General features: G+C 57.7%; 10 protein-coding genes and 1 tRNA gene. 6 read left to right on the plus strand and 5 right to left on the minus strand.

Going from position 1 to position 16,629, the window contains the following annotated elements; translation table 11 throughout:
• Positions 1–119: 119 nt before the first annotated feature.
• Together CLV74_RS09130 and CLV74_RS09135 are read right to left on the minus strand one after the other, a co-directional pair.
• Positions 120–3,869, minus strand: coding sequence for a Hint domain-containing protein (locus CLV74_RS09130; RefSeq protein ID WP_106263930.1), 3,750 nt, complete (start codon positions 3,867–3,869; stop codon positions 120–122).
• Positions 3,870–4,716: 847 nt separating this feature from the next.
• Positions 4,717–4,802, minus strand: a tRNA-Leu gene (locus CLV74_RS09135).
• Positions 4,803–4,944: 142 nt separating this feature from the next.
• Between CLV74_RS09135 and CLV74_RS09140 the strand changes: the two genes are divergently transcribed.
• On the plus strand, positions 4,945–5,523 hold the full coding sequence (locus tag CLV74_RS09140; protein ID WP_106264225.1) for a YqaA family protein: 579 nt from the start codon (positions 4,945–4,947) through the stop codon (positions 5,521–5,523).
• Positions 5,520–5,987 (plus strand): disulfide bond formation protein B, encoded by a 468-nt coding sequence (locus tag CLV74_RS09145; protein WP_106263931.1) that lies wholly within the window; start codon positions 5,520–5,522, stop codon positions 5,985–5,987. Before CLV74_RS09140 ends, CLV74_RS09145 begins: the two co-directional genes overlap by 4 nt.
• 105 nt (positions 5,988–6,092) lie before the next feature.
• Here the strand turns inward: CLV74_RS09145 and CLV74_RS09150 are convergent, their stop codons facing one another.
• The gene (locus CLV74_RS09150) at positions 6,093–6,362 is read right to left on the minus strand and encodes an usg protein (RefSeq protein WP_106263932.1); all 270 of its coding nucleotides are present in this window, start codon (positions 6,360–6,362) and stop codon (positions 6,093–6,095) included.
• 196 nt (positions 6,363–6,558) lie between these two features.
• Between CLV74_RS09150 and gyrA the strand changes: the two genes are divergently transcribed.
• The 4 genes from gyrA to CLV74_RS09170 all read left to right on the plus strand — a co-directional run bounded on the left by gyrA (position 6,559) and on the right by CLV74_RS09170 (position 13,515).
• Positions 6,559–9,306 (plus strand): DNA gyrase subunit A, encoded by a 2,748-nt coding sequence (gyrA, locus tag CLV74_RS09155; RefSeq protein WP_106263933.1) that lies wholly within the window; start codon positions 6,559–6,561, stop codon positions 9,304–9,306.
• Between the two features lie 117 nt (positions 9,307–9,423).
• The gene (locus CLV74_RS09160) at positions 9,424–10,275 is read left to right on the plus strand and encodes a LysR family transcriptional regulator (protein ID WP_106263934.1); all 852 of its coding nucleotides are present in this window, start codon (positions 9,424–9,426) and stop codon (positions 10,273–10,275) included.
• A 344-nt stretch (positions 10,276–10,619) separates the two neighbouring features.
• The gene (locus CLV74_RS09165; protein ID WP_106263935.1) at positions 10,620–11,465 is read left to right on the plus strand and encodes a LysR family transcriptional regulator; all 846 of its coding nucleotides are present in this window, start codon (positions 10,620–10,622) and stop codon (positions 11,463–11,465) included.
• A gap of 271 nt (positions 11,466–11,736) precedes the next feature.
• Entirely contained in the window at positions 11,737–13,515 is a 1,779-nt protein-coding gene (locus CLV74_RS09170; protein WP_106263936.1) for a hypothetical protein, read from the plus strand.
• Between the two features lie 362 nt (positions 13,516–13,877).
• On the opposite strand, the gene CLV74_RS09175 is transcribed toward CLV74_RS09170, so the two are convergent.
• Positions 13,878–15,335, minus strand: a complete 1,458-nt coding sequence (locus CLV74_RS09175) for a carboxypeptidase M32 (protein WP_106263937.1) — start codon at positions 15,333–15,335, stop codon at positions 13,878–13,880.
• Positions 15,335–16,474: a heme A synthase gene (ctaA, locus tag CLV74_RS09180; protein ID WP_106263938.1), complete on the minus strand. Its 1,140-nt coding sequence runs from the start codon at positions 16,472–16,474 to the stop codon at positions 15,335–15,337. The genes CLV74_RS09175 and ctaA overlap by 1 nt, the downstream gene beginning before the upstream one ends.
• Positions 16,475–16,629 lie beyond the last annotated feature (155 nt).

A 16,629-nucleotide genomic window follows, 5' to 3' on the forward strand; every position in this document is an offset into this window, starting at 1 on the left:
CAAACCGGAATACGGCCAAAATGAGAACAAGAGTTGAAATAAGTAAGAATTGATTACACATAAAATTGAGGCCGAAGCGGGTGCTTCGGCCTCGTTGGGGGCAAAATTCTTGGTGTGACTTACATCACCAGTAGTTTTGCTTCGTGCTTCTTCAGCGAGCGACGTGCCGCTTCGAAGTTTTCCAGACCCTTCTGCTCGCGCAGCTCGGGGAACAGTTCAAAGATTTCGTTACGCTGTGCGTTGCCGATACCTTTCAGCGAATAGTCACCGGGCTGGAAGCTTTCGCTCCATGCGCCGTTCGACAGAACCACTTCGTGGCGGTCGAACATAAAGTGGATGTAGGTGGTCTCGGGCGCCGCCAGTTCATAGATGCCGGGCGAACCGATCAGGTGCTTTGCAGCGGCCAGAACTTCTGCCTCATCAAAGTACAGCGAGGTTTTCTCGTTCGAGACCAGCATCCGGTGGTTCGGGCTGACAACGATGTCACGCTCGGGCAGACCGTTCCCCAGTGCACCGGCTTTGATCATGATCGGGCGCAGATGGGGCGCCTTTTTCATGTCTGCACCGCTGACCTGCTTGGCACCAACCCAACGGATCCGCTGGATGCCGTTGTCGCGGGTGATGATGCGGTCGCCAGCTTCCAGCTCCTCGACCAGACGCTCACCGTAGGGTGTCGCGATCACGGTACCGGGGGTGAAGCAGGGGATGATGTTCTCGATCTCGTTGAACTTCAGGGTGCCGGTGACGTTGCCCAGATCATCGAAGAAGCTGATGGTACCGCTGGTCGAGTCGCCATCGGCATCAACACTCTGATCGGTCACCCGCCAGTTGGTCAGGCCGGTCATGTCCAGAGTATCAACGTCGTTGCCATCGGTGCCACCGTCCACGGTGTCACCAGCGCCAGCGCCGATGAATGTATCCTGATCCGCGCCACCTTCCGAGTAGTCCGCCGCAGTATCGAAGCCCGAGTTCAGGGTGTCGTTCCCTGCCCCGCCGAACAGCGAGTCCGCGTCGATCTGACCGTCGATGTAATCGTCGCCAGCTTCGCCGTAGATGGTGTCGCTATCGTCTGCACCGAAGATGACATCGTTGCCAGCGCCAGCGTAGACCAAGTCATTGCCGTTGTTGGTTTCTTTGTCAGTCTCATCGGGAACGTAGCAAGCCTCATCAAACTCGGAGTCGCCACCTGCGTAGATGGTGTCGTTGCCGTCACCCGCCAGAATGGTGTCGTTGCCTTCGCCGCCGATGATGAAGTCATCGCCCGCGCCGGACGTGATCGAGTCATCGTCGAAGCCTGCATCGATCGAATCGTTGCCGCTGCCCGAGATGATGGTGTCACGGTCGTCGCCGGTCGAGATGGCGTTGTTGCCTTCGCCAGCGTCAACGTAGTCACGATCATTTTCCGGATCGGCATCTGCGTCGAATGCGCCTTCGTAACCACGGTCAGGCAGAGCGTCTGCGTTGCCGCTGGTCACGATGGTGTCGTTGCCGTCGCCACCGATGACAGTGTCACGACCACCGCCCGAGAAGATGCTGTCGTCGCCAACGCCGCCGTCCAGATAGTCATCGGCCGAGCCGCTATCCAGCGTGTCGTTGCCTTCTTCGCCGTACAGTTCGTCGTTGCCAGAGCCGCCGCGGATCAAGTCGTCGTCTGCGCCGCCGTAAAGGGTGTCATCCCCTTCACCGCCCGAGATCGAGTCCTTGCCCTCGTTGCCTTCCAGATAGTCGTCACCGAATTCACCGCGCAGGGTGTCATCGCCAGCGCCACCGATCAGGGTGTCGTTGCCCTGGTCACCAAGGATCGTGTCGTTGCCGTCACCGCCAAAGATCGAGTCCGCCAGTTCGCCGCCGTGAACGGTGTCATCGCCCGCGCCTGCGTCGATGGTGTCGAAACCGCCTTCGCCGTAGATGTCATCGTTGCCAGCACCGCCACGGATGCTGTCATCGTCGGCACCGCCGTAGATGGTGTCATTGCCGTCGCCGCCGTCGATGGTGTCTTCACCACCTTCACCGAAGATGCTGTCATCACCGGCTTCGCCCAGAAGGCTGTCATCGCCATTGCCACCGTAGATGGTGTCATTGTCGTCGCCACCAAGGATGGTGTCGTTGCCATCTTCACCGAACAGAAGGTCTTTACCTTCGTTGCCGTAGATCTCGTCGTTGCCATTGCCAGCATAGACAGTGTCGTCACCTTCACCGGCCAGAATGGTGTCGTTGCCGTTGCCGACCGCACCTTCGATGTCGTCGATGAAATCGTTGCCCGCGCCGCCTTCGACATAGTCGTCGCCGTTGCCGAACAGGATCTTGTCGTCGCCGTCGTTGCCGTAAAGATCGTCGTTGCCGTCGCCGCCGACCAGAGTGTCGTTGCCAACGCCGCCTTCAAGCGTGTCGTCGCCGACACCGCCGTCCAGATAGTCGTTACCAGCGCCGCCTTTGATCAGGTCATCGCCTTCTTCGCCGTACAGCACGTCATTGCCTGCGCCGACCTCAACGATCTCGTTGCCAACTTCCGAGTCATAATCGTAGTGCGCGTTGTCGAAGCTTGCACCCGAGGTACCCAGATCGACAGTGAAAACAACGTCGTTGTAGTCCTTGTCACCCAGACCGTAGTAGTCCTCGAAGCCCAGTTGGACCGAGCCATCAGCGTTCTCGCCAAGCGCCTTGGTGTGGACCTTGCAGTCGCTGTTGTAGTTCACGCGGCCATCATAGCCCGAGGTGAAGTACTGACCGTCCTTGTTCTGGATGGCGACACCAATCAGCGCACCTTCCGAGGCGTTGTAAGTATAGGTCTGGCCAATCGAGTCTTTCGCGCTGCCGGTCAGCAGAACAACGTTGGTCAGCTTGCCCGTCGCGGGATCGATTTCGTAGGCGTAGACCTTATTGGTGTAGCCCGCGCTGGCCGAGTCGATGGTGATCGTGATGGGCGACTTATCGGTCACCTGCGCATCGTCACCGCAGATCACGTCATCACCGGCACCTGCGTAGACGGTATCGTCGCCTTTGCCCGCCAGAATGATGTCATCATCAGGGTTCGCGCCTGCAAGGATGGCATCGCCGTTGTCGACCTTGTCGCCTTCGGGATCGCCCGTGTAGGCCAGATCGATCAGGTCATTGCCTTCGGTGCCTTCGACATAGCCGTCGCCGTCGCCACCGGTTTCATCGGGGTTCGACGAGTCGTAGATCGCAACGTAGTCGATCGTGCCTTTGAAGAACTTGTCGTAGCAGGCGTCGTCGTATTCACGCGCACCGATGGTGATTTCTTCGTCATCGTTGTCACCGATGTCGAAGTCGAGACCCTTGGTGGTGTGCTCGATCACGCAATCTTTGCCGGTGGTTTCGTTGGTCACGGTGAAGGTACCGCCCGACGCAGCGTCGAACTGGTAGGTCACGTTCACCACATCGCCGGGCTTGAACAGGCCGTTGGCGGTTTTCAAGTTCACGCATTTGCCGTTCGCGTAGTGCGACAGGGTCACGGCACCGTATTTGGTGACGCTGATATCGAAGTAACCTTCTTTGTCTTTGTCACACTCTTCGCCGCGGCTCAGGATCGTGTCGTTGTCGTAGCACCCAGACGCCTGGGTGAACTGCACTTCGATCGTGCCCTGCTGCAGGTCGAACGCACTCTTGTCACCCTTGACCGAAAAATAGTCATGGTAACCGTCCAGATGCAGCTGGCCGTCTTTAACACATGCATCGCCACAAAGCGTGCCGTTGTTCGCAAGACCGTCACCCAGAGCGGTGTCTTTGGTTTCGGTACCTTTAAGGAAATCCCATAGACCGATCAGCCCTTGTGCGTCTGTATCGGCAAAATTCTCTGCTGCTGCACCGGACGTAGAGGTATAGCCCGAGCCCCAATGATAAAAAGTCATTCTTCAACTCCTGTCCTGGCGCACATCGCACCGCGGTTACCACAACGCCCACTCGCACCATCTAAGGTGGAGCTGAGGCATCGCGGGCCTGACAGGTTGCACATATAAGCCGAGCACAAGCTCACTGGTTTCGTCCGACACCCCGAACGAAATTGTTCCTTACACGTACGATCGAAAACGGCACTACTCTGCGAATACGCAAACTGAACCGACTTCAGTCATCCTTTGACGCCATCCCCCCAGATGGGCACCCCTTTTGGATACCCCCCAAATATCCCTTAGACAAAGAGAAAAATCTTAATGGTTAGGCTGTGGTCACATGTGCACCCCATTCGAACAGTCTCGAATTGAGGCTGAAATGCGGCAAGTATTAGGCATTGTTTCATCTTGAGGGCCAATGCCAATCGGAATGCAGATGCAGAAACCCCTTAATTTATTAGCATATGCAGCAATTTACCCAGATCACCAAGTTATCAAGGAAAAGTTATCGTTTCTGACACTGCATAAATTAAGATTTTTTGTGAAAAATTGTGGCAAGACCATGGCGACATCCATCCGGACACACCCGTTAGTATGGATAATGTTCGCTAATTCTGAACAGTATTCCGGCAAATTGGAGATTTGTGCCACACACTCGGCGCATAGATCCGAATCACTTACCCGGAATCGGGCGAAAATCAGGCTGGCAAGCTTTGCAAAAACGCAACCAAGGCTCGCACATCGTTTTACGACCGCAGCCGGAAAAAGACGGCAAATCCGAATGGGCAGGCGCGCGGGTCGCAGCCGGCCTCACAATTACAACGGGAAGCTTTTGTCGGACCCCGGCCAATCGGCCATTCAGATCCAGTGGTGCCCAAGGCGAGACTCGAACTCGCACGCTGTTACCAGCGGGGGATTTTGAATCCCCTGCGTCTACCATTCCGCCACTTGGGCACGGTTGGTAACGAGCCGTTTAGCGCAAGCGTGTTGCAGGGTAAAGAGGTCTTGAACGGTGAAGCGCATGAGAATTCGTCAAACGCTTGACCCCGCCCCCCTGCCCGTGGTCATTCACCGCCATCAGACAGGAGTATCTGCCATTCTTCGTTCCTTATATACATGGACGCTTGGCCTGGCCGAGCATCCCCGCGCCCTCTGGGCCCTTGCGATTGTCTCTTTTGTCGAGAGTTCCTTTTTCCCGATCCCGCCGGACATCCTGATGATCCCGATGATCCTGGCCGCGCCGCGCCGCGCCTGGCTTATCGCTGCCGTTGCGCTGGTCAGCTCGGTTCTGGGTGGACTTGCGGGCTATGCCATCGGGGCCTTTGCCTTTGAACAGATTGGCCGCCCCATTCTGGAGCATCTGGGCAAGGCTGACGCGATGGAGGCGTTCAACGCACGTTTCAACGATTTCAGCTTCTGGGCCGTGCTAATCGCCGGCATGACGCCGTTTCCTTATAAGGTCATCACAATCATGTCCGGCTGGACGGGCATGCCGGTGATGGTGTTCTTCGTATCCTCTGTGATTGCCCGCGGGATCCGGTTCTTCCTGATCGCGGCCCTGCTGCGCAAATATGGCGCACCGATCCGTGATTTCATCGAGAAGCGGCTGGGCCTTATGTTCGCCCTGTTCCTGATCATCCTGATCGGCGGCTTTTATGTGGTGAGGTTCCTATGACCCGAAAAATGCTTATGGCGCTGGCAGCGGCAGGATCGGCGGCAATGCTGCTGGGGGCGTTCGGCTTTCAGTATATTGGCGGGCTGCTTCCCTGTGCCATGTGTCTTTGGCAGCGCTGGCCCCATGCGGCGGCAGTACTGCTTGGGGTGATAGGCATGGCTGTTCCCCATGCGATTGTCGCTTGGGCTGGCGCCTTGTCGGCGGCCGTGACCTCGGGCCTTGGGGCCTATCACTTTGGCGTCGAGCAGAAATGGTGGGAAGGCCCGACCAGTTGCACCGGTTCCGGAGATGCGCTCTCGGGACTGACCGGCAACGATCTACTGTCTCTGGACGGGCCGACCGGCGTGATCCTCTGCGACGAGATCGTATGGGAGTTGTTTGGCATCACTATGGCTGGCTACAACTTCCTGATCTCGGGCGTGCTGGCCCTGATCTGGGTGGCTGCGGCGCTGCGCAAGAACTGAACCTGTCCCGCCGTTTTCAACAGCGGGATATGAGTATTTTTGCAATAAAGAAGCAGGCTGTCGTGCCTGCGCGGCCAGATCCGTATCGGGGTCTGGCCTTTTCTTTTAGTGCAGGCGGAACTCGCCCACGACGTTGCGCCATTCCCCGGCTTTCAGCAGTTTGCGGTGAGTAAAGCGGACGGTGTGCAGGGGGCCTTCGATTTCGGCCTGCCAGAATTCGATGAACTTGAACAGGCGCGGATAATCGGGCGCGATGTCGTAGTCCTGCCAGACGAAACTGTTCAGGACCGATTTGTAATCAGGCATACGGTATATCATCTCGGCGGTGGTCAGCCCGTAGCCTTGCAGTAGCAGTTCGGTTTCGGATTTTTCCATGCTCTTGCCTCCATCTTCAGGGATGTCTGCAAAAAGCGTTCCAAGGAAATTTATTTATAGCAATAAAAACAATATAGTAGCAGCCAGCGCGGGTGGCTGCCAATTCCACGGTGCCGCTACCATTGCGCCCCACATACAGGCTCTGCTATAAACCTCCCAACTATATATAGAGATAACCGCACAGGCAGACGTACTCGTGAGCGATACACCGGAAACCCCTGAAAACGCAGAAGAAAATCGTCCAGCGCGGCCCGCTTACGATGGCCCGACGATCTCGATCGCGGACGAGATGAAAACCTCCTATCTGGATTACGCGATGTCGGTGATCGTCAGCCGCGCGATTCCGGATTTGCGTGATGGCCTAAAACCTGTGCATCGACGCATCCTTTACGCGATGCATGAGACCGGAAATTCGCACGATAAAGCTTACCGGAAATCGGCCCGTCCCGTTGGCGATGTGATGGGTAAATACCACCCCCACGGCGACAGCGCGATCTATGACGCGCTGGTGCGGATGGCGCAGGATTTCTCGATGTCGCTGCCTCTGCTTGACGGTCAGGGCAACTTTGGTTCGATGGACGGTGATAACGCAGCCGCCATGCGTTACACCGAGGTCCGGATGGACAAGCCTGCGGCCGCGCTGCTGGCGGATATCGACAAGGATACCGTCGATTTTCAGGACAACTATGATGGCAAGGACCGTGAGCCCACGGTTCTGCCCGCCCGTTTCCCGAATATGCTGGTCAACGGCGCTGGCGGTATTGCGGTGGGTATGGCCACCAATATTCCGCCCCATAACCTTGGCGAAGTGATAGATGCCACGCTGGCGCTGATCGATAACCCTGATCTGTCCAGCGAAGATCTGATTGAATATGTGCCCGGTCCGGACTTTCCGACGGGCGGCATTCTGCTGGGCCGCTCTGGCGCGCGCAAAGCCTATATCGAAGGCCGCGGCAGCGTCATCATCCGCTCGAAGACCCACATCGAAGAGTTGCGCAAAGACCGCTATGCCATCGTCGTGGACGAGATCCCCTATCAGGTGAACAAGGCCGCGATGATCGAGAAGATCGCCGAAGCCGCCCGTGAAAAGCGGATCGAGGGCATCGCCCACGTGCAGGATGAATCGGACCGTAACGGTGTCCGCGTGGTGGTCGAACTGAAGCGCGATGCCACTGCCGAAGTGGTGCTGAACCAGTTGTTCCGCTTTACGCCCATGCAGACCAGCTTTGGCTGTAACATGCTGGCGCTGAATGGTGGCCGCCCCGAACAGCTAACCCTGCGCCGGTTCCTGACCTGCTTTATCGACTTCCGCGAAGATGTGGTTGTGCGCCGCACCGCATTCTTGCTGCGCAAGGCCCGTGATCGTGCCCATATCCTGTGCGGTCTGGCCGTGGCCGTCACCAACGTCGATGAGATTGTCGCGACTATCCGCAGCTCGGCCGATGCGGCGGAAGCCCGTGAAAAGCTGATGACCCGCCGCTGGCCTGCTCAGACCATCGCGGAATACATCAAGCTGGTGGATGATCCGACCCACACGATCAATGACGACGGCACATATAACCTTTCCGAAGCGCAGGCACGCGCCATTCTGGAATTGCGTCTACAGCGCCTGACCCAACTGGGTGTTCAGGAAGTCACGGACGAACTGCAGGAACTGGCGAAAGCGATCCGCGAATATCTGGAAATTCTGGGCAGCCGCGACCGTATCATGGGCATCATCGCCGATGAGCTTCGCGAAGTCCGCGCTCAGTTCGCCGTGGACCGCCGCACCGAGATAGTCGACTGGTCCGGTGACATGGAAGACGAAGACCTGATCGAGCGTGAGGACATGGTGGTGACCATCACCCAGTCCGGCTACATCAAGCGCACCGCGCTGGCCGATTTCCGTGCGCAAAAGCGGGGCGGCAAAGGTCTGTCGGGCATGTCCACCAAGGATGATGACGTTGTCACCACCCTTTTCGTGGCCAATACCCACACGCAGCTGTTGTTCTTCACCACCGACGGCATGGCCTACAAGCTGAAGTGCTGGCGTTTGCCCCTTGGTGGCCGGACCGCGAAGGGCAAGGCGATCGTCAACATCCTGCCGATCCCGACAGGTGTGTCGATTGCGGCGATCATGCCCGTGGACCGTGATGAGGATGATTGGGACGATCTGCAGGTGGTCTTTGCCACCAGCGCCGGTGATGTGCGCCGTAACCGTCTGTCGGATTTCACCAATGTGCGCCGCAACGGCAAGATCGCGATGAAACTGCCCGAAGATGGCAGCGTCAGCCTTGTGAACGCGCGCATCTGCTCGGAAGACGACGATGTGATGCTGTTCACGGACTCGGGCCGTGCGATCCGCTTCCGCACCACTGATGTGCGCGTCTTCAACTCGCGCGAGTCCACTGGTGTGCGCGGCATCAAGCTAAGCGGCGAAGATCATGTGGTCTCTATGTCGGTGATCCGTCACTTCGAGGCCTCGCCCGATGAGCGTGCGACCTATCTGAAGATGCGCCGTCTGATGGCGGGCGTGACTGAAGACACCGAAGCTGATGAGGATGAGGGCAACGCAGACAGCACCCTGCCTCAGGAACGCTACGCCGAGATGTCGGCGGCAGAGAACCTGATCCTGACCATCACCGCTGGCGGCGCGGGCAAGTTGTCCTCTAGCCACGATTACCCCGTGCGGGGTCGCGGCGGCATGGGTGTTTCGGCGATGGACAAGGCGATGCGCGGCGGGGCCATCGTGGCATCCTTCCCCGTTGAACTGGATGACCAGATCATGTTGGCGACCTCGAACGGTCAGTCCATCCGTGTACCGGTCGATGGCATTTCCTTCCGCTCGCGTAGTGCAGGTGGTGTGCGTGTCTTCAACACCTCTGCGGGCGAACACGTGGTTTCGGTCGCAAGAATCGCGGATCAGGCTGATCAAGATGGCGAAGAAACCGGTGAAGAGTCGTAATAACCGATAAAATTGGTCATGAATGCTGGAAAGCGTTGAAACTTTTCGGGCGTCTCTTACGTTAAGGTAAGGGACGCCCGTTCCTTTTGACACCGCTGACAGCCTAATGGACCCTAGATGCCTAAATTCCAAAACTGGGATGACCTTCGTTACCTGATTGCGCTGCACCGTACCGGCAATATGGCGGCAGCAGCAGCGCGTCTGAATTCGAACCCGGCAACCGTATCACGCCGGATGACCCGTCTGGCCGAGGCTTTGGGCTATCCGCCCTTTGAAAAGCGCCCTGATGGGTGGGAACTGAACCCGCGCCTGGAGACTATCGTTGAACATGCCATCCAGTTTGACGGAGAACTGGCGTCTGCGATCAGTCAAGAATCACAAGAATCTGAGGGTGAGCTCACAGGAAACGTGACAGTCTGTTGTCCGCCCATCCTTGCGACCCACATGCTGTACCCAAAACTAAACGAGTTTTTGCAGCAACATCCTCGTATCCATCTGAACTTCAAGATGGAAGCATTGCAAGAAAGCCTGAACGAAAACGATGTCATCATCACTTACGTGCAGCCGACACAAGGGCGACTGATCTCTTCCGCTGTCGGGGAGATGAGCTTTGCCCTGTATGAAAACAAAGCTGCGAGAGGGACCAATCAATGGGCTGGCCTGACGAGCGAGTTTGACAAACAAGGCCCGATGCGGACGGCGCTTGACTATTGGGCAACGGAACCGATTGTACGCGTCGATAGCTTTCAATCTCTGGTCCAAGTGGCAGCTGTGTCGGGCCTATCCGCACCACTTCCCTGTCTTGTCGGCGATCCCGACCCCAATTTCGACCGCATCAAAGACGGGCCAGAAATCGCGACCTACAAGATGTACCAATGCTACCATGAAACCCGCCGGTCCGATCCCGTGCTGAAAGTGGTTCGGGAATGGCTGCGTGACACAATCCTGACGTTCACCCGCAAAGTCTGACCCCACTCAGATTCTACCAATTCTGCAACGCCGCCCTTTAAAAATTGGGCGGCGTTTTGCGTTTTCGTGGCGAATCCCACACCTAAGGGGACGTCCGATCGTTCGCAAACTACCCACTCTTATGAGTGAGTGGCGCGATAACTCCACAACCCTCGCCATGTGTCCAGATGCAGACAGTCCTTCGATTCCGGTACCTTCTAATGGTCGGAGCGCTGCACAAAACGGCCTCCATTAAGTGGTTGGTGGAAACAATCGTCTAAGCTTTTAGGGGATTGGTCCTGTTTGTTAAGCAGTACCGAATATTTCTTTCCAGACCAGAGACGCACAAACGAACGGAGTCCGCCGTGCAGAATTGGGATGATTTGAAATACTGCCTTGCGCTGAAGCGTTACCGTACGATGACGGCCGCTGCTTCGGCGCTGGGAACCAACACCGCTACGGTATCCCGCCGGATCGACCGGATGAACGAAACCTACCGTCATCCCCTCTTCAAAAAGGAAGGTCATCAGTGGCGCCCGACCCGTGTGGCCGAACATCTGATCAGCCTTGCCGAAAACACCGAAGAGGCGCTGCAGACCCTTGAGGTCGAGCTGAACGATGAACCCAAAGAACAAGTCTTGCGTATCCACGGGGTCTTCCCCCTGCTGCAAAGCGATCTGGGCGCGCTGATCTCTACCCTCTACCGTACCCTTGACGGGCTAGAGCTGACCGTCGCCGCTGCACCCGCCAGCTTGGCATTTGGTGAGACCGATATCGCCGTCTCGACCACGCCGCCCGAAGAGGGCCGCATCATCAGCCAGAAGATCGGCACCATCACCGAGCGCGTCTACGCACACCAGAACTTTATCGGTTCGCTCGAAGGCTGGGCCAAGTTGAATGGCGACACCATCCATGAGGAATTGCACGACCAGCTTTTCATGGCGTTTGATTCGCCTGCGAAGCTATCGATCGACGGGGTCGATACCGCCTACCAGATAATTGGCGCGTTTCCCCTGTGCTGCATCTTCAATGACACCTTCGCGCAATCGGATAGGTCGCTTGTCCCTGTGGACGGGTACCCGGTCAGCACGCACGAAATCTGGGTGTCCTACCACACGTCACGCAAGAACGATCCTCTCGTGAGACAGGCGATCGACTGTATCTCAGACATGCCTTTGGGCGACAAACCAACCGAACGATACAGCGCTTAGCGCACTCCCAACCTTGCACATATCCGGCCACCTGTGTGGCTAGCCTTAGGGGTAGGAGCCAACACCTTGGAACGTTGTGGCCTCCCCCTAAGAACGGGTATTTTTTGTTTAAAATCATGCGTTTATGGATGATGCGCAAACTGAACTTTGCAAACTTCAAGCTAATTGGACCCACACTTCTGCGTTAGCCTGAACCTATCAAACGGCCACCAGCAGACCATCGGTCAGAGCCGCAAACCCGGGCGGAAGCGCCCAACCAGGAGCAAGACAAATGGCCATTGGCTACCAGATCGCAGAGGCAACACCGGAGGATGCACTTAGCATCACCGGCGATAGTTTCGGCGCACGGTTTGTCAGCTTCCGCAACTTTGACCGTTTCGATGACGCCATCCAGCAGACCGACCTAGGCATGGTGATCTGGCCCGGCGGAACGTTGGCCGAAAAGAACCCTGAGCGGTTTGGTTTTGAGTACGACGGTCTTTACAACTCGGACGCAACCGGCGGAAAGCCCGGTCTGGACGAGATCATGGCCTACTGTGTGGACAACGGCCTGTCGCTGACCGTGACCCTGCCCACCGCACGCTATGCAGATGATCACGACGCGCTGCGGGCTGATCTAGGCGACTTCCTCGACGATCTTTACGGCGGCACCTACGGTGAGCTGCCCCAGCAGATCTACTTTGAGGTCGGCAACGAATTCTACGGCGTATTTGACGGCGCGACCGAGGCCGAACAGGCCGCTGCCTATGCAGAGATCGTCAACGTCTATGCCGAAGTGGTACTGGAAAAAGAAGCCGAATACGCCGACCAGTCGGACACCGTAAACTGGAATGTCCAGATTGGCCGTGAGGTCGCAGCAACCGACGCCATGCTGGATGTGCTGTCGGATGACGCCATCCTGATGACCGACGCACTGGTCCATCACCGCTTTAACGTCAGCATCGACTCGGCTGACAAATGCGTTGACGACGTCGCAGAAAGCCTGAACCTGTGGGAACAAGAAACCGACGCCCTTGGCATCGACCGTCCCGACCTGTCGCTCAGCGCGTTCAACACTGCGTCGCTGTCGCGCCTTGAGGCTGCGCAGGATTTCCTGACCACCGAAGCAGGTGAAGGCCTGACCATCGACGATCTGGACCTTGACGGGCGCTCGAACCTTGAGTTTGAACAGCATTACCAAGAGATGCTGGATTATCGCCCCTATGGCCTTGAGCAGGGCGAGAACATCCTTCAGGTCTTCTCCGAATATCAGGGGTTGGGGACCTCTAGCGCGGGTATCTACGGCTGGGATCTGACCCACGCGGGCCGTCTGAGCTACGAAGATGTAGACGGCAACAGCCACCTATTCGTTGCAGGTGATCTGCAAGACATGATGGCCGAGGCGCTGGACGGCACCAAGGTGACCAACTGGTACGAAAGCAACGATCTGGTCGACCATACCGACACAGGCATCTACGGCTTTGACAGCCCCGACAAGCTGGTTGTTTTCCTGACCGCACCGCAGGACTTTGGCGGTCAGAACACCGTCAACGTCGAACTGGCCATGCAGGGCTTTGGCGATATCACCGAAGTGTGGGGCGAAAGCCTGACCAGCGAAGTGCCGGAAGACTGGAACACCATGTTCGATGTGCCGGTGGTAGATGGTGTCGATCAATCTGCCGAAGCTGAAACCTACGCGGTTGGCGTGCGCGAATCCTTCTCGCCCGAGCAGGACGGCGGCAACCTGAACATCAGCTTCACCCAGCCCGGTGAAATCATTCGCCTGACCTTCGCCCGCAATGACGCCGCCGCGGACGAAATCGCCACCTGGCACGGCGAGCAATCCTCGATCATCGATCTTGAGGCGATTGCCGAAGAAGAAACCGAGGTCACCTATTGGGAAGAACCCGAAGTCCTGCCGTCGGTCGCCTTTGAGGACGATCCCGACAACCAGGGCGACGACGACGAAGACGACACCGCACACGGCGGCGGTGACGGTGGCGACGGCGGTGGTGGCGGTGCAGGCTTTGCCGGACTGCTGGGCCTGATGCTGATGCTGATGGGCGTCTAAGCTTAAAAAAATTTTACGATAGTCCTACTATCTTGTTTAGCTAGACTTGCAGGCCCTGAAGCGCATGCTTTCGGGGTCTTTACTATTTATCCCCATGCATGCCGTAATCCAGACTTACAATAATGCAATAGATGACGCCAAGTCACTGCTTATCCACAGTTTTTCTGGAAGAATGCGCCCAAATTGCGCCATATTTAGAAACTAATTCAAGCTCACACAGACCAAGAACCTGATCACTGGGCACCGCCGGTGAGATGACGGTTCGCCCCGCAGACCGAATAAAAATGGTCTAAAAGGTTAATTGGCTCTGAGGCCGCTCTCACTACCATGCGGGGGTCCTATCCGGACCCCCGCTCGCGTTTTCAGGCGGTGAATTTCGCGTCCAGATAGTCCAACAGCGGACCCGAAGACACAGCGCCGCCGATTGCATCCTCGATCGTTTGCTGCGCCGGTTTCTGGCTACCAAAGCGCTGGACTTTTTCACGCAGCCAACCGGTCGCAGGCTTTAGATCACCATTGGCCAGTTGTTGATCCAGATCGGGGAGATCCTTCCGCAAGGCGTCATGCAGACAGCCTGCATAAACGTTCCCAAGCGTGTAAGTCGGGAAATATCCGAACAGACCCACAGACCAGTGAACGTCCTGCAAAACCCCGTTAGAGGGCTTGTCGACCGCATAACCGAAATCCGCCTTGAACCGCTCGTTCCACGCTGCTTCCAGATCACTGACCTCAAGCTGGCCGCTGAACAGCGCCCGCTCCAGATCAAAGCGCAGCATGACATGCAGGTTATACTGCACCTCATCGGCCTCGGTCCGGATGTAGCCGTTATGGACGCGGTTCACTGCGCGATAGAATGCCCCTTCATCCGCGATCCCCTCTAGGGTGCCGAAACGGTCTACCATCCGGCCATAGAGCCAGCCCGTGAACGCTCGCGAACGACCAAGCTGGTTCTCATAAATCCGGCTCTGGCTTTCATGCACCCCCATCGAGGCTCCCGACCCCAGCGGCGTCAGCAGAAAATCATCGCTGATGTTCTGCTCATAGCACGCATGACCCACCTCATGGATGGTCGAGTAGATGCAGTTGAACGGATCATCAACCGCCGTGCGCGTGGTGATCCGCACGTCCTGACCGCTGCCCGAACTGAACGGATGCACTGCCTTGTCGATGCGCCCACGGCTCAGGTCATAGCCAAAGGCCAGCGCCACCTCTTCGGCCAGCGCCATCTGGATTGCGGGATCAAAATGGCCCTTTAGCTCTGGCCCAATGGGACGGCCCAGAACCTCATCGCGCAAGGCCACCAGACGGGGGCGCATGGCATCAAAGAGGTTCGAGATTTCAGCCCCTGTCAGGCCCGGCTCATAATCATCCAGCAGGGCGTCATAGGCCACGGCCCCACCCAACGCGGCAGCTTCTTCGCGGCGCAGCTGCACAACCTCTGACAGGATGGGCAGAAAGGCTGCCACGTCCTGCGCGCCACGCGCCTTGGCCCAAACCCCTTGGGCCTTGGATGTGGTGCGCGCCAGCGCCTCGGCCAAAGCCGAGGGCACCTTGGTCGCGCGGTCATAGCTGCGACGGATTTCGCGTAACTGCGCTGCCTGAACGGCGTCAGCGGCCTCGGCCTGCGCCAACCAGTCTCCCACACGGGGGTCACAGCGGCGGGCATGCAGAACCTGCTCTAGCGCGGCCATTTCTTCCGCCCGCTGCTCGGCAGCGCCGTCAGGCATCATGACCTCTTGGTCCCAGCCGGTGCGGCCAGCCACCTGCCCCAAGGCCTCGGTAACGCGGACAAAAGCCATCAAGTCATCATATGCAGCCATCACAGCCCCTCACGAACACTAGTGGCCACGGGATAGCGCGACATGAACCGCGCGCGCAGGATCAGCACCCACAGGGCCACTGCGCCAATCTGATGCATGATCGCAAGATACCAAGGCGAGCTATGCATGACTGTCACGATCCCCAGCAGCATCTGCAGAACCAACATCGCAAAAACCACGGTGAACGCACCGCGCGTCTTCGGATAAGCGCTACGGCGCCCCTTAAGGAACACTACCACGCCGAAGACAAACAGCAGATACCCCGAGCACCGGTGGATCAGCTGCACCAGCCCGTCGTTCTCAAAGAAATTCCGCCACACCGGCTCAAGGATGAACATATCCGGCGGTGTCCAATGGCCCGCCATCAACGGCCAGTCCGTATAGTTCCGGCCCGCATCGATGCCAGCAACCAAAGCCCCCAGCAGGATCTGCAAAAAGGCGAAATGCAGCAGACCGGTGGACAGACCGAACAACTTCTTCTCGCCGCCGCGACGGGCTTGCAAAAGATCCCGCGGTTCGCGTCCCAGCTCGAACACATACCATGCGATAAAGCCAAGGATCACGAAGGCGATGCCCAGATGGGTTGCCAAACGGTAGCTGGCCACATCCAGCATCTGGCCGGTCAAACCACTGGCAACCATCCACCAGCCGATCGCCCCTTGCAAACCGCCCAAAGCACCAATGAACAGCAACCGACCCGTCCAGCCCGGCGGGATCGCCCGTGCCAGCAGGAACCCGAAAAAGCCCAAAGCCCACACCAGGCCAATGGTCCGCCCCAACTGACGGTGCCCCCATTCCCACCAGTAAATAGCTTTGAATTCGCCAAGGCTCATGCCTTTGTTCTGGAACTGGTATTCAGGAATTTCCTGATACTTGGCAAACTCCGCCTGCCACTCCACATCGCTCATCGGCGGCAAGGCACCGGTCACAGGGCGCCATTCGGTGATCGACAGTCCACTGTCGGTCAGACGGGTCAAGCCGCCCACGGCAATCATCCCCATCACCATCACAAAGATCAGCATCAGCCACAGGCGCACCGCGCCGCGCGCGCCGCGCTTGGTCCGGTCGATCGCGCCTGCGGCACTCTGCTGCGCCTGCTTGCCATCAACCTCTTCGAAAATACTGCGTTTTCCGCTCATGGGTCCTGTCTCCATTCGTCGGGCGGACATTAGGGCGCAACCCCGCCCGCTTCAAGCAAACCACATCAAAGATGCGACCATGCGCCCCGCCCGAACAGCAAAACGGGGCCCGATACCACCGGACCCCGCTTCTTTATCGCAAAATACTCAAAAAT

It is taken from the genome of Donghicola tyrosinivorans (assembly GCF_003003355.1).
Taxonomy (GTDB): domain Bacteria; phylum Pseudomonadota; class Alphaproteobacteria; order Rhodobacterales; family Rhodobacteraceae; genus Donghicola; species Donghicola tyrosinivorans.

Bases quoted from the DNA above. Each gene is read 5' to 3' on its own strand.
- CLV74_RS09150 (WP_106263932.1), bottom strand. From the start codon at position 6,362: ATGGAAAAATCCGAAACCGAACTGCTACTGCAAGGCTACGGGCTGACC.
- CLV74_RS09175 (WP_106263937.1), bottom strand. From the start codon at position 15,335: ATGGCTGCATATGATGACTTGATGGCTTTTGTCCGCGTTACCGAGGCC.
- CLV74_RS09160 (WP_106263934.1), top strand. From the start codon at position 9,424: ATGCCTAAATTCCAAAACTGGGATGACCTTCGTTACCTGATTGCGCTG.
- ctaA (WP_106263938.1), bottom strand. From the start codon at position 16,474: ATGAGCGGAAAACGCAGTATTTTCGAAGAGGTTGATGGCAAGCAGGCG.
- CLV74_RS09170 (WP_106263936.1), top strand. From the start codon at position 11,737: ATGGCCATTGGCTACCAGATCGCAGAGGCAACACCGGAGGATGCACTT.
- CLV74_RS09130 (WP_106263930.1), bottom strand. From the start codon at position 3,869: ATGACTTTTTATCATTGGGGCTCGGGCTATACCTCTACGTCCGGTGCA.
- CLV74_RS09145 (WP_106263931.1), top strand. From the start codon at position 5,520: ATGACCCGAAAAATGCTTATGGCGCTGGCAGCGGCAGGATCGGCGGCA.